The sequence below is a fragment of the Nocardia sp. Marseille-Q1738 genome (assembly GCF_965283145.1).
Genome location: NZ_CBDIMS010000002.1, coordinates 86,242 through 99,996, shown reverse-complemented (window position 1 = coordinate 99,996; position 13,755 = coordinate 86,242). Strand labels below are relative to the sequence as shown.

The 13,755-nt window shown below is 68.1% G+C and carries 12 protein-coding genes and 1 pseudogene; all 13 read right to left on the bottom strand.

Going from position 1 to position 13,755, the window contains the following annotated elements; all coding sequences use genetic code 11:
• Nucleotides 1–84: 84 nt before the first annotated feature.
• A complete protein-coding gene (gene hpf / locus ACWPXK_RS08810) occupies nucleotides 85–711 on the bottom strand; it encodes a ribosome hibernation-promoting factor, HPF/YfiA family (protein ID WP_454196392.1) in 627 nt (208 codons plus the stop codon).
• Nucleotides 712–1,000: 289 nt separating this feature from the next.
• Nucleotides 1,001–1,642, bottom strand: a complete 642-nt coding sequence (locus ACWPXK_RS08805) for a ComF family protein (protein WP_454195570.1) — start codon at nucleotides 1,640–1,642, stop codon at nucleotides 1,001–1,003.
• 259 nt (nucleotides 1,643–1,901) lie between these two features.
• Complete coding sequence (lpqB, locus tag ACWPXK_RS08800; protein WP_454195569.1) at nucleotides 1,902–3,725, bottom strand: MtrAB system accessory lipoprotein LpqB; 1,824 nt, start codon at nucleotides 3,723–3,725, stop codon at nucleotides 1,902–1,904.
• 556 nt (nucleotides 3,726–4,281) lie between these two features.
• Nucleotides 4,282–5,830 (bottom strand): annotated as a pseudogene (mtrB, locus tag ACWPXK_RS08795) (MtrAB system histidine kinase MtrB); the annotation flags it as partial.
• A 120-nt stretch (nucleotides 5,831–5,950) separates the two neighbouring features.
• Nucleotides 5,951–6,628, bottom strand: coding sequence for an MtrAB system response regulator MtrA (mtrA, locus tag ACWPXK_RS08790; RefSeq protein WP_040781845.1), 678 nt, complete (start codon nucleotides 6,626–6,628; stop codon nucleotides 5,951–5,953).
• Between the two features lie 77 nt (nucleotides 6,629–6,705).
• Nucleotides 6,706–7,353 (bottom strand): dTMP kinase, encoded by a 648-nt coding sequence (locus ACWPXK_RS08785; protein ID WP_454195568.1) that lies wholly within the window; start codon nucleotides 7,351–7,353, stop codon nucleotides 6,706–6,708.
• Between the two features lie 370 nt (nucleotides 7,354–7,723).
• The gene (ahcY, locus tag ACWPXK_RS08780) at nucleotides 7,724–9,208 is read right to left on the bottom strand and encodes an adenosylhomocysteinase (protein WP_454195567.1); all 1,485 of its coding nucleotides are present in this window, start codon (nucleotides 9,206–9,208) and stop codon (nucleotides 7,724–7,726) included.
• 160 nt (nucleotides 9,209–9,368) lie between these two features.
• Nucleotides 9,369–10,550: an alkane 1-monooxygenase gene (locus ACWPXK_RS08775; protein WP_454195566.1), complete on the bottom strand. Its 1,182-nt coding sequence runs from the start codon at nucleotides 10,548–10,550 to the stop codon at nucleotides 9,369–9,371.
• Nucleotides 10,551–10,708: 158 nt separating this feature from the next.
• Nucleotides 10,709–11,329: a TetR family transcriptional regulator gene (locus ACWPXK_RS08770; RefSeq protein WP_454195565.1), complete on the bottom strand. Its 621-nt coding sequence runs from the start codon at nucleotides 11,327–11,329 to the stop codon at nucleotides 10,709–10,711.
• Nucleotides 11,330–11,369: 40 nt separating this feature from the next.
• Nucleotides 11,370–11,552, bottom strand: a complete 183-nt coding sequence (locus tag ACWPXK_RS08765) for a rubredoxin (RefSeq protein ID WP_454195564.1) — start codon at nucleotides 11,550–11,552, stop codon at nucleotides 11,370–11,372.
• Entirely contained in the window at nucleotides 11,549–11,722 is a 174-nt protein-coding gene (locus ACWPXK_RS08760; protein ID WP_040781852.1) for a rubredoxin, read from the bottom strand. Before ACWPXK_RS08760 ends, ACWPXK_RS08765 begins: the two co-directional genes overlap by 4 nt.
• A gap of 32 nt (nucleotides 11,723–11,754) precedes the next feature.
• Complete coding sequence (locus ACWPXK_RS08755) at nucleotides 11,755–13,023, bottom strand: alkane 1-monooxygenase (RefSeq protein ID WP_454195563.1); 1,269 nt, start codon at nucleotides 13,021–13,023, stop codon at nucleotides 11,755–11,757.
• Between the two features lie 180 nt (nucleotides 13,024–13,203).
• The gene (locus ACWPXK_RS08750; RefSeq protein ID WP_454195562.1) at nucleotides 13,204–13,722 is read right to left on the bottom strand and encodes an NUDIX hydrolase; all 519 of its coding nucleotides are present in this window, start codon (nucleotides 13,720–13,722) and stop codon (nucleotides 13,204–13,206) included.
• Nucleotides 13,723–13,755 lie beyond the last annotated feature (33 nt).

Below are 13,755 nucleotides of genomic sequence, written 5' to 3'. Positions count from 1 at the left end.
AGGCGCGGGAGCCGTTTCAACGCAGATCTCCGGGTATTCAGCCGGCGAGCTGAACACCCGGAGAATCAGAGACGGACGGTGTCGTCAGGCGAGCCTGATGAGGCCGTAATCGAAGGCGTGGCGGCGGTAGACCACCGAGGGCCGATCGGTCTCCTTGTCCTGGAACAGGAAGAAGTCGTGACCGACGAGCTCCATCTGGTAGAGCGCGTCGTCGACGGTCATCGGCGTGGCCGCGTGCACCTTGGTGCGCACGATGTGGCCGGGACCCTCGGCGTAGTCGGGCTCCTGCGCCTCCTCACGCTGCTCCTGCGTGGCGCTCGACCCGGTGGGCTGCGCGAACAGCGAGTCGTCCACCAGGTCAGCTGTGGCCTGAGCGACGGAGACCGGCGTCTTGTCGCCGTAGTGCACCCGGCGGCGATCCTTGGTGCGACGCAGCCGACTCTCCAGCTTCGCCGTCACGGACTCGAACGCGGCGTAGAAGCTGTCCGCGCGGGCCTCGGCCCGGACGACGGGACCCTTTCCGCGCGCGGTGATTTCGACGCGCTGGCAGCTCTTTCGCTGGCGGCGATTGCGCTCGTGGAACAGCTCCACGTCGAAGAGGAACATCGAGGGGTCGAAGCGTTCTAATCGGGAGAGTTTTTCCGCGACGTAAATTCGAAAATGATCAGGCACCTCCACGTTGCGGCCCTTCACCACGATGTCGGCGCGCATCGCTGGCTGGCGTTCCGCTGGGGGTTGCTCTGGTGCTTCCTGGGTGCCGGAATCCAGCACCGACGGAGCGGGATCTTTCACTGAAGGTCGTGAAGAAGTCGTCACGCGTACCTCCCGGATCTGGCCGCACAGACCGATTCACGTGCGGCGGGATTGAGCAGTGCCGATCGACAATCGCTCGGCACGAGTTGTCCGAGGCGCCACCTCCAAACTCCCGGTTCGGGTGTGTGTTCGCGACGCTAGTACGCCAACCGGCCGATCGCCAGTGTTCACGCAAATTTCCCACCGGTCACGCAGCGCACGTAACCAGAACGCCACATGCCGGCAATCCGATCAGTGCCAACGCGCGAACCGATTCGCGGGCCGTCGCACCGGTGGTCAGCACGTCGTCGACGACCACTACCTCGGCATTCCCCGGAATTCCCCGGTCAGCGGCACGATCGGGTACGGTGACCCGTCCGCCCAGGTTGAGCGCCCGCTCCGCGGGCGTCAAGCCCACCGAATCGCGCACACCCCGCCCCACCTGCAACAGGGATACCACTCGGCTATCAGGCAGCCATCGGGTGGCGAAGCGTGCCGAACGCAGCACCGGATCGCCGCCTCTGCGCCGCGCCGCCACCGCCCTGCTCGGGGCGGGCACCAGCACCAGCGGCCGCCCTGCCGACCGCAGCTCGGCGAGCCCGCCCGCGAGCGCGGCCCCCAGCGGCTCCGCTAGATCCCGCCGCCCGCGTTCCTTCGCCGCGAGCACCGCCCGGCGGGCGGGACCGGCGTACGGCGCGAGCGCCCAGCACGGGACTCCGGGATCGGTGCGCGGCCATACCCGTAGCGGCGGACCGGCCAGCGCGGCAGCGCACTCGGCGCACCACCCGGAGCCCGGCCGCCCGCAGCCCGCACAGGCGGCGGGCAGGACCAGATCGAGCAGATTCCGCATCGCCCGAGTGTGCACCTGGCCCCCGACAAGGTCGGCTCCCCTGCCTACGTCACCGCCTGATGCAAGACCTTGCGCAGAGCCCTTTCGCCACATTCCGGCGCCGGATTGCCGTCGCCGAACGTGCCGACTGATTTCGCATGCACATGGGTAACTCACCGGGCACGCCCAAGAAGCCACCCGTCACCCCGACGCAGGACCTGAACGCAAATCCCGCGTCCCCTGACTAGTACGGCCTGAAGACGCGGAGAGGCGGGAGTGCCTAGCCGGGAAGCACCGGAAGGGCGTTCGCGCCCAGTCCGGGTACCTCGCGCCAATAGGGCTGCCCCTGATCCGGTGCGGTGGTCAGCTCGAGCACCGCGCGCGAGTCGGCCACGTATTGATGGTCCGGACTCGCGCTCACCGAGCGGACCGGCGCGGTCAAGTTCTGCGACGTCAGCGCGGTCGGCTCCGAGCCGTCCACCGAGACGGTGCTCACCGGGTCGACATTGCCTTCGCGCGCAATGATGATCGTGTCGGCGTCGAGCCAGTCCACCGACACCGCGGCTGTGCTGAGGCCGACGCCGACGGGAAGCGCCGAGGTCAAGCTCAACTTCCCGTCGGGCTGTGGCACGACGACCGCGACGTAGACCTTGCCGTCGGCGATCATCACCGCGCGCACACCGGTCCGGGAGATCCGCAGTTCTGTGATCGGTAACCGCGGCGCCGTGGCCGACGAGGCCGCCGTCAGCGCCGAGGTATCGACCTCCTGGACCGATACGTTTCCGGTGGCGCGGTCGTGGACCGCGCGGATGACCCGCCCACCGTCGAGCACCGCCCATGCCGCGCTGCCGTCGGCGGTCCAGGACGGCCGGGTGATGGTGAAGCCTTCGGCGACGGGAAAGGCGTTGCCGCCGTACGTGCCGACCATCAGGGCGCGCGACGGCTCCCCCGCGGGCCTGCCCGCTTCCGCCACCGCGGCGACCAGTTGGCCGTCCGGGGACAGCGCCGCCGACTGCAGGTTGTTGACCCGGCCGAAGTAGCCCGGCGTCGGCGCGCTGCCGCCACTGTCGGTGACCTGCACCAATCCCCCGGCGCGCAGCGCGTGCAAACCAGCTTGGTTGCGCGTGGATGTGCCGGTATTGAACTGCTGCACGTCCGCGGCGCTCCAACCGTTCGCGGCGAACCGCTCGTCCAGCGGTTTGCCGTCGGCGAGCAGCATGTAGGGGCCGAGGATGTCGGCGCCGGAGAGCGTGAGCACCACTTGCGCGGCCAGCAATTCCCGCTCGCGCGGATTCAGCGCCGACGCGCCGGCGAAGTCGATCTTGACGCCGCCGAGTCCGATGCCAACGCCCTCCGGGTCACCGTTGATCTTGGTGATCGCGCCGCGCAGCGCGACCGGCGGCGCCAGCTCGTTGCGCAGCACCGGCGCGAGGGCGGGCTGCGGCCCCTCGATCAGCGAACTCAGCAATCGCTGGGTCAACTGCCCCTTCGGCACCGAGATCCAGCGCAGATCCGGCACCGCCGTGTTGCCGCCCGGATCGAGGAAGTACAGCGCGTAACGCCGATAGGACTTGAAGAACGCGGTGGAGTCCATCACGACGCCGTCGGGCAGCTCGTCGATGCGCCACTCGCCGTCGACCTTGGTCAGCTCGATCTTGTTCTCGACGATGACGATGTCGTCGCTGGGCCGGTATCCGCCGTCGGCGGCCAGCTCACCGACCTTGCGCGCGCGGATCTTGTAGGTGGCCTTGTCGCCGGAGCGCGATTCCCGCAGCGTGTCGGGTTTCTCCACGATGACGGTGCCGGCGGCGTCGTCCCACCCGGTAGAGGCGGCCGGCGTCATGTACTGGCGCGCGGCCAGATGCCGGTTGGCCGGGTCGGCGGTGGCCTGGAGGAAGTCGCGCAGCAGGAGATCGGGATCGCGGTTGGCGACCGGCGGCGGCGGGCCCTCGGGAGTGGGCTCGCGGTTGAGGGTGCCCAGTGCCTCCGGCGCGGAGGACTCGGGCAGGCTGGCGCACGCGGCAAGCGGCGACAAGGCCACCGCCACCACCGCGACCAGCACCGTCAGCCGCCGCATCCGCGCGGACCCGACACGCATTCGCATCACTGTCCGTCCCCGGATTCGCGCGTCGAGCCGCCACCGGCCTGCGCCGACTCGGGCGCCTGTGATCCATTCGGACCGGACGCGGGCGCGTCACCGGACGAGGTGCTCTCGCCGGGTGTCGCGATATCGCCCGATTCCGCGTTCTCCGCCCGTGCCGCGTCCGGCTTCGGGGACTCGACGCTCACTTCGTCCGTGCGCACACCATCCACTCCGGCAGTGCCCGATTTCGTGCTCACGTCTTCCGTGCGGACACCATCCGCCCCAGCGGTGCCCGCCTTCCTATCGTCCGGTCCGGCCTCTGGGCTCACGTGCGCCGCATCCGATCCGGTAGTGCTCGATTCCAGCGGATCCCGTCCAGCATCCGGCGTACGCGCGGCACCCGGTTCGGCGACGTTCGACTCCGAGGAACCGGCCTGCGCACCCGCGCCCACGTCTTTCACGCTGTCCAGCTCGGAAACGCTCCGCTCCCCGGAATCTCGCTCGGCACCCTCCGCAGCCGTCGCGCCGGCCGGCTCGGCGGGCGGCTCCTTCTCGACCAGCCGCATCGGCGTGCGGGCGGGCTCCAGCGGCAGCGGACTCGGGCCGAGCTTCTTCCCGCGCACCAGCGGCAACGTCAGGCGGAAGCTCGCGCCGAGCCCGACCTCGCCCCACGCCTCGAGCTTGCCCTCATGCAAGTTCGCGTCCTCCACGCTGATCGACAGACCCAGACCGGTGCCGCCGGAGCGGCGCATCCGGGACGGGTCCGAGCGCCAGAACCGGTTGAAGACCAGCTTCTCCTCACCGGGCCGGAGGCCGACGCCCTGGTCGCGCACGACGACGGCGACCGCGTTGGCCTCGCCGTCGCCGCGCATGCGCAGCAGCACCGGCTTGCCCTCGCTGTGGTCGATCGCGTTGGCGAGCAGATTGCGCAGCACCCGCTCCACCCGGCGCGGGTCGACCTCGGCGACCAGCGGCTCGTCCGGCATATCGGTGATCACCTCGACCCCGGCGTCCTTGGCCAGGTGCCGCACGGTGGAGATCGCGGCCCGCGCGCACATCCGCACGTCCAGCGACTCCACCTGGAGTTCGGCGACGCCCGCGTCGTGCCTGCTGATCTCCAGCAGGTCGTTGAGCAGGCCCTCGAACCGGTCCAGCTCGTTGACCAGCAACTCGGCGCTGCGCGCCAGAGCGGGGTCGAGGTCGTCGCTGCTGCCGTGGATCAAGTCGGCGGCCATCCGCACGGTGGTGAGCGGGGTGCGCAACTCATGGCTGACGTCGGAGGTGAACCGGCGCTGCAGGTTGCCGAACTCTTCCAGCTGGGTGATCTGGTTGGACAAGCTCTCGGCCATCTCGTTGAACGCCTGGGCCAGCCGCGCCATGTCGTCCTCGCCGCGCACCAGCATGCGTTCCTTGAGCCTGCCGTCGGCGAACCGGCCCGCGATCCGCGCCGCGGAGCGGATCGGCAGGACCACCTGCCTGGTGACCAGCGCGGTGATCGCGGCAAGCAACACCAGCAGCACGATGCCGCCGACGAGCATGGTGCCGCGCATCAGCGCCAGACTGCGTTCCTCGTTGGCCAGCGGGAAGATCAGGTAGATCTCCAGCGTCGGGATCTCGGCGCTGGGACTGCCGATGATCAGCGCGCGGCCGTGGTACCCCTCCGCGTCGGCGACCGTGGCGAACTGGTAGCTGACCTGGTTGCGCTGCACGAACCGGCGCAGCTCCTCGGGCACCTCCTGGATCGGGCCGCGGCCAACCTGCTGCGGCGGCATCCCACCGATGACACTCAGCGCCGAATCGAAGCTGCCCGCGGCACCGGTGGACTGGCCGGTGTTACCACGGTTGGACAGCGCGTTGCGGGCCTCTTCCAATCGCTGGGGCTGGGCGCCGACGTCGTGCACACCGGCCAGCTGGCTTTCCACCGTATTGCGCGCACGGTCCATCTCCTCGACCGCCGCGTTGATCTTGGCGTCGAGCAGCCGGTCGGTGATCTGACTGGTCAGCACCACGCCGAGGATCGTGATGACGATCAGCGACAGGGTCAGCGTCGATACGATGACGCGCAGCTGCAGGGACCGGCGCCAGAGGTGGCCGAGAGCGACGCCGACCTCTTGGAACCAGGCCACGACGGGTGCCAGCGATCGTTGCAGACGCGCGAGCACGCTGGTGAGATCCGCCGCCCGGCCTTGGCGGGGCCCTTCGTGGTCAGGCAAGCTACCGCCTCCGGGCCCTGAGCTCAATCCGGATCACGGCGGTCCGGCCTTGTAACCGACACCGCGGACGGTCAGCACGATCTCCGGATTCTCGGGATCCTTCTCGACCTTCGCCCGCAAACGCTGCACGTGAACGTTCACCAGCCGGGTGTCGGCGGCGTGCCGGTAGCCCCAGACCTGCTCGAGCAGGACCTCACGGGTGAACACCTGGCGCGGTTTGCGAGCCAGTGCGACGAGCAGATCGAACTCGAGCGGCGTCAGCGAGATCTGCTGGCCGCCCCGGCTGACCTTGTGCGCGGGCACATCGATCACGATATCCGCGATCGACAGCAGCTCGGCGGGCTCCTCCTCGGTGCGGCGCAGGCGGGCGCGCACCCGGGCGACGAGTTCCTTCGGCTTGAACGGCTTGACGATGTAATCGTCGGCGCCCGACTCCAGACCCAGGACGACGTCGACCGTGTCGGTCTTGGCCGTGAGCATCACGATCGGAACCCCGGAATCGGCCCGCAGCACGCGGCACACGTCGATGCCGTTCATGCCGGGCAGCATCAGGTCCAGCAACACCAAATCGGGGCGGATCTCGCGAACCGCCGCAAGGGCCTGTGTGCCGTCGCCGACCACGTGCGGGTCGAACCCTTCCCCGCGCAGGACGATCGTGAGCATCTCAGCGAGTGCCATATCGTCGTCGACGACCAGAATCTTCGGCTTCATAACTATATGTTGTCATCTCCCAGGCGAGGATCGGGCCGCCACGCCAACACTGGTGCGAACCCGTGGCAGAGCCAACCTTATCGACCAACGATTTCGGTGATCCGCGCGGCCAGCGTAGCTGGGTCGTCCTCGGATCGATGTGTCCACCATGGCCCATGCCAGGCACGTTCGGCCAGCTCACGGTACACCGCACCGGTCCGGTGCTGCAGACCGCCGTCTCGCTCGTAGGCGTCGAGCGCGCGTTCGGCGTCGAGTTCGCCTCGCCTGCGGGCTCGCTCGACGGCCAGTTCGGTCGGCACGTCCAGCAACACTTGCAGCGCGGGCGCGGGCAGGGCGAATCTGCCGAACTCCAATTCGCCCACCCACTGCACAATTTCGCCGTCGGCCGACTGCCCAAGCCGGGCAGCCGAGTAGGCGGCGTTGGAAGCGACGTAGCGGTCCAGGAGCACAACGTCGTTGTCGACCAACAGCTTCGACAGCTCCTCCACAGCGCCCGCGCGGTCGAGCGCGAAAAGCACGGCCATGCCGCTGACCGAGTCAGCGAGATCGCCGTGCGCGCCGCGCAACGCCTCGGCGGCCAGGTCGGCGTGCACCGAGACGCGGTAGCGTGGGAAGGCCATCGTCGCGACGTGCAGCCCGCGATCCCGCAGATCGGCGACCACTTGCTCGATCAGGGTCCGCTTGCCCGCGCCGTCGAGGCCCTCGACTGCTATCAGCACTCCCATGACCAGGCAGAATACCCCGCCGACCGCGGGCCGCTAACACCGGCGAGGCGGCACTTTCGGCAAACCGCAAAAGTGCCGCCTCGAGTGACGACCTCGGCCGCAACGTGGCTATTAGCAGTTGACTTGGTACGTCCGATCGTAGCTATCGCGCAACACATACCCTTGTCCGTTGCCCACCTCGGCTGTGATCTTCCACTGTTGGCCATTGACGTTGACGATCTGGCCGTAGTGATACCTCGGAATGCGTTGTCGGAACTCCCTTTTCGACGGCCGCCAGCCAACACAGCACAGCCGACCGCATCGCATCATGTGGAATAGGCCGAGCCCGCCGGCACCTTTCGGTGCCGACGGGCTCCCGGAGTTCTGCGCCTCAGTAGCGGTAGTGGTCCGGCTTGAACGGGCCCTCCACGTCCACGCCGATGTATTCGGCTTGGTCCTTGGTGAGCTTGGTCAGCTCGCCGCCGAGCGCCTCGACGTGGATGCGAGCGACCTTCTCGTCCAAGTGCTTCGGCAGGCGGTAGACCTCGTTGTCGTACTCGTCGGGCTTGGTCCACAGCTCGATCTGCGCGATCACCTGGTTGGAGAAGCTGTTCGACATCACGAACGACGGATGCCCGGTCGCGTTGCCGAGGTTCAGCAGACGCCCTTCCGACAGCACCAGGATCGAGCGGCCGGTCTCCTTGAAGGTCCACAGGTCGACCTGCGGCTTGATGGTCAATTTCGTTGCGCCGGAACGCTCCAGCGCGGCCATGTCGATCTCGTTGTCGAAGTGACCGATGTTGCCCAGGATGGCCTGGTCCTTCATCGCCTTCATGTGGTCGAGGGTGATGATGTCCTTGTTGCCGGTGGCGGTGATGACGATGTCGGCCTCGCCGATCGCCTTCTCCACGGTCACCACGTCGTAGCCGTCCATCAGCGCCTGCAGCGCGTTGATCGGGTCGATCTCGGTCACCTGCACCCGGGCGCCTTGTCCGGCAAGCGATTCCGCGCAGCCCTTGCCGACATCGCCGTAGCCGCAGATCAATATCTTCTTGCCGCCGATGAGCACGTCGGTGCCGCGGTTGATGCCGTCGATCAGCGAGTGGCGGGTGCCGTACTTGTTGTCGAACTTGCTCTTGGTGACCGAGTCGTTGACGTTGATCGCCGGGAACACCAGTTCGCCCGCCGCCGCGAACTGGTAGAGCCGCAGCACGCCGGTGGTGGTCTCCTCGGTGACGCCGCGGACCGATTCGGCGATCCTGCCCCACTTGCCGCGGTCGGTCTCGAACCGCTCGCGCAGCAGGTTCAGGAACACCTTGTACTCGGCCGAGTGGTCGGCGTCCTCCGGTGGCACCACGCCCGCCTTCTCGAACTGCGCGCCGCGCAGCACGAGCATGGTGGCGTCGCCGCCGTCGTCGAGGATCATGTTGGCCGGCTCGTCCGGCCAGGTGAGCATCTGCTCGGCGGCCCACCAGTACTCCTCCAGGGTCTCGCCCTTCCAGGCGAACACCGGAGTGCCCTTGGGCTCGTCGACGGTGCCGTGCGGGCCGACGACCACGGCGGCCGCCGCGTGGTCCTGGGTGGAGAAGATGTTGCACGAGGCCCAGCGCACCTGCGCGCCCAGCGCCGTGAGGGTCTCGATCAGCACCGCGGTCTGCACCGTCATGTGCAGCGAGCCGGAGATGCGCGCGCCCTGTAGCGGCCGCACCTCGGCGTACTCACGGCGCAGCGCCATCAGACCGGGCATCTCGTGTTCGGCGAGACGGATCTCCTTGCGGCCGAATTCGGCCAGCGACAGATCCGCCACCTTGTAATCGATGCCGCCTCGGACATCGGCGGTCAACGACGTGCGTGCGGGAAGTTCTGAGGTGGTCATCAGCCTCTCCTGGTTCGGCAAGTACCGAGGCAAGGCTAGTCGCTCGCGACCGGGCGCGGACCACGCGGCTGCCTCTCCCGTGCTCGGCCCGGCCCGGTCCGCCGACGGACTTCGTCCGACCGCGCCGTTCACGCGGCTGCCTCGGCCTTCGCTCGGCGTCTTACGCGATCACCCCGCGGGCAGCGAGGATCCGGCGCCGCTTGCGCGGCTGGATGTTCGCCAGGGTGACGTCGCCGCCGTAGTGGGCGAGGACGCGCTCGTCCATCACCCACCGCCACAGCGGCGGGATGGCGGCGAACACGATCATGGTGGCGTATCCGGCCGGCAGTTGCGGGGCCTGCTCCGAGCTGCGCAGCGTCTGGTAGCGACGGCCCGGGTTGGCGTGGTGATCGCTGTGGCGCTGCAAGTGGAACAGGAAGATGTTGGTGACCAGGTGGTCGCTGTTCCAGCTGTCCCGCGGCGAGCAGCGGGCGTACATGCCGTTCGGGCGGCGGGCGCGCAGCAGGCCGTAGTGCTCGACGTAGTTCACCGTCTCCAGCAGCCCGATGCCGATCACCGCCTGCAACGCGAGCCAGGGCAGCACCTGGTAGCCGAACACCGCGACCAGGGTGCCGAACAGCACCACCGTCATCGACCACGCCTGCATGATGTGGTTGCCGACGCTCCACCAGCCCTTGCCCTTGCGGGCGAGACGCTCGCGTTCCAGGGCGATCGCCGAACGGAAGCTCCCGGAGACGCTGCGCGGCAAGAACTCCCACAGCGACTCCCCCAGCCTGGCGCTGGCCGGATCCTCCGGGGTCGCCACGCGCACGTGGTGGCCGCGGTTGTGCTCGACGAAGAAGTGCCCGTACCCGGACTGGGCGAGGGCGATCTTGGCCAGCCAGCGCTCCAGGTGCTCGACCCGGTGGCCGAGTTCGTGCGCGGCGTTGATGCCGATGCCGCTGACGAAACCCAGGGTGGCGGCCAAGCCGAGCTTGTCGACCACGCTCAGCTCGTCACCGGCCCACATGTAGCTCGCGATCACCAGCCCGATCAGCTGCACCGGCAGCATCAGATAGGTGCACCACCGGTAGTACCTATCGTTGGACAGCAGCTCGTAGTCCTCGTCCTTCGGGTTGCTGCCGTCCTCGCCGATCGTCCAGTCCAGCACCGGAATCACGATCAGCACGATGATCGGTCCGATCCACCAGAACACCTCCACACCGGTGTGGAGCACGAGCTGCGACGGCAGCAAAGCCGAGGATGGTGCCAGCAAGCCGAGAACCCACAGATGGCGTTTGGGATCGGGCGATCCCACCGGATTGCCAACCGTTTGCACTTTTGCCCCACTCAATGAAGACATGAAACTCCGACGACCCGACCCGCCTGAGAATACTGGCAGACTTTCCGTCTGTTACACACCGTTGGCGGTGAAACGTGTCAGCGATTACAAGCCGTGCAGTCGGTTTTCAAGTCGCCGCACAGATGCTGACGCGTCGCGAGCCGGTTGCCGGCGCCCGCTCAGCTCGGGATCCGCGCGGCGAGGATGGCCTCCACGTACGGACTCAGCAGCGCGCTCAGCTCCGCGGGCGCATCTCGCCCCGGAGCAGGCGGAGTGGGGATATAGCTGAGGGCGATCCGCACCAGCGCGTGCGCGATCACGTCCGATTCGGCGGCCGTCACAGCCACCCAGCTGTGCTGGAAGGCGCGCGACAGCCGCTCGGTCGCATGCTCGAGCAACGGCCCGGCATCGAGGGTGATCAGCCGCAGCAGATCCAGCTTCACCTCGCCCGCGACCAGCGACTGGACCAAGGGGTCGGCGGCGGCGTCGACGAAGAAGTTGGCCACGCCATCGTGGAACGCGGCGCGGACGTCACCGACGTTGCCGTTGATCGCCGCGTCCACGTGATCGACCAAGTCGTCGGCCAGGCGCAGGGCGTAGGCCTCGGCGAGGCCGGCCCGCGAGCCGAACTCGTTGTAGAGCGTCTGCCTGCTCACGCCCGCCCTGCCCGCGACGTCACCGAGCGTGATCTTGGACCAGTCCCGCTCGGTGAGCAGCTCGCGCATCGCGTCCAGGACCGACGTCCGCAGCAGTTCCCGCGCGGCCTCCTGGTAGGGAATCCTGGTTCCGTTGCGCGGCATACCCGCGACACTGTCACGGGGAACTGCCGCAGTCAAAATCTCACGACCGCTCGATTTCGACCATGAAGAAGTCCGCCTTGGCGGCACCACAGTCCGGACAGGTCCAGTCGTCGGGAATGTCGTCCCAGCGGGTACCCGGCGCGATGCCGTCCTCCGGCCAGCCCTCGGCCTCGTCGTATTCGAAGCCGCACTGGATGCATTGGTACAGCTTGTAGTCATTCATTTGCTCGCCCCTATCGGCTCGAAGTCGATTTTCTCCCGCACGCCGCAATCCGGGCAGCACCAGTCGTCCGGCACCGTCTCCCACCGGGTGCCCGGCGGAAATCCCTCGTGCGGCGCGCCTTTCGCCTCGTCGAAGACGTAGTCGCAGACGGGGCAGCGGTACGAGCTCATGCCTGCGCCTCGCTGCCGCTCGGCTCCCGCGCTCATGCGCCACCCCCGGTGGCTGCATCTTGGACGGCGACTTCGTCGTGGACGCCGTAGCGCGCGAGCACCTTGCCCCGCTTGCCCGGATCGATGTTGGCGCGGGTGATGTCGCCGCCGTAGTGCGCGAGAACGCGCTTGTCCATGACCCGGCGCCACAGCGGGGGGAAGTAGGCCAACAGGATCATGCTGGCGTAACCGCTCGGCAGGTTCGGCGCGCCGTCCCAGCTGCGCAGCGTCTGGTAGCGCCGGGTCGGGTAGGCGTGGTGATCGCTGTGCCGCTGCAGGTGGTACAGGAAGATGTTGGTGACGATGTGGTCGCTGTTCCAGCTGTGCACCGGGGCGGGCCGCTCGTACCGTCCGCTCGCCGTGCGCTGGCGCACCAGGCCGTAGTGCTCCAGGTAGTTCACCGCCTCCAGCAGGCTGAAGCCGACCACGGCCTGCAGGATCAGGTACGGCAGCAGCTCGATGCCGAACACCGCGAGCAACGCCGCGTACAGCACCGCCGACATCAGCCAGGCGCTGAGCACCTCGTTGCGCAGGCTCCACGGCTTCGTGCCGAGCCGCTCCAGGCGGGCCTTCTCCAGCTGCCAGGACGATTTCAGGCTGCCCCACACGGTGCGCGGCCAGAAGGCCCAGAACGACTCGCCCACCCGGGAACTGGCCGGATCCTCCGGCGTCGCGACGCGGACGTGGTGGCCGCGGTTGTGCTCGATGTAGAAGTGCCCGTAGAACGACTGGGCCAGCGCGATGCGGGAGAGCCAGCGTTCCAGCTCCACCTTCTTGTGACCGAGTTCGTGCGCGGTGTTGATGCCGATGCCGCCGATCATGCCGACGGTGATCGCCAGGCCGATCTTGTCCACCACCTGCAACCCACCGTCGATGCCGAGCCAGCTCACGTCGGTCGCGGTGATCAGGTAGGCGCCCATGAGCAGCGTGGCGTACTGGAACGGCAGGTACAGGTAGGTGAGGTAGCGGTAGTACTTGTCGTTCTCCAGGTACTCCATCACCTCGTCGGGCGGATTGGCGCCATCCGGACCGAAGAAGACGTCGGCGATCGGAATCAGGACGTAGACCAGGACCGGCCCGAGCCAGAACGGCACGTGCGCGAGGCGATGCCAGCCGAGTTCGTTCAGCGCCCAGATGAGCGGAAGCCCGATGGTGAACAGGCCCGTAGGGGCGAACAACCCCCACAGCCACAAATAGCGCTTGCGGTCGCGCCAAGCCGGTACCTCGACCGGCCGCACGGCCCTGTCGGCGTTCGTCGACATCGTTGTCTCCATTCCCAAGGACACGCCACATGTGACGTGCATAACCTCTCGAATTGGACGATAGACGGCAATTTGTCGTCTGTCTAGACAAATCAGGCAATTTGTAAACCAAGTGTGGTGCGGGCACGCCAGAGCCCCGGCCGGATGGGGCGTCCGACCGGGGCTCGAGCGCTGGGCGTGTCAGCGCAGCAGAACGTCGGCGTCGGCGGGCAACGCGTCCACCGGCCACCAGCGCAGATCGGTGGATTCGTGGCTGCGCACCGGGACCGCGCCCGCGGGAGCGGTGATACGGAACAGCAGGTCGAGGTGCCGGGTGGGCACACCCAGCGAGCAAGTGATCGGATGCGCTTGGGCGCCGTAGAGACCCGGATCCAGGCGCAGACCCGCGATGCCGGACTCCTCGGTCGCTTCGCGCAGCGCGGCGGAGGCGACGGTGTCGTCACGCTCCTCGCAGTGGCCGCCGAGCTGGATCCAACGTCCGACGCGCGGATGCAGGGTGAGCAGCACCTCGCGACCGTCCGCGGAGAAGACCACCGCGGAGGCGGTGATGTGGCCCGGCGCGTGCTCGCGCAGGCAGCCGCGCGGAGCCGAGCCGAGGAACGCCAGCATCGCCTCGCGCAGCGACCGATCGGAATCGACTGCCGGACACCAGGATTCGAGCAGTGCGGTGGCCGAGGCGTGCAGGGATTCCGCGCTCACCGGCGGCGCCCCGGTTCGCCGGACTTGCCCCTG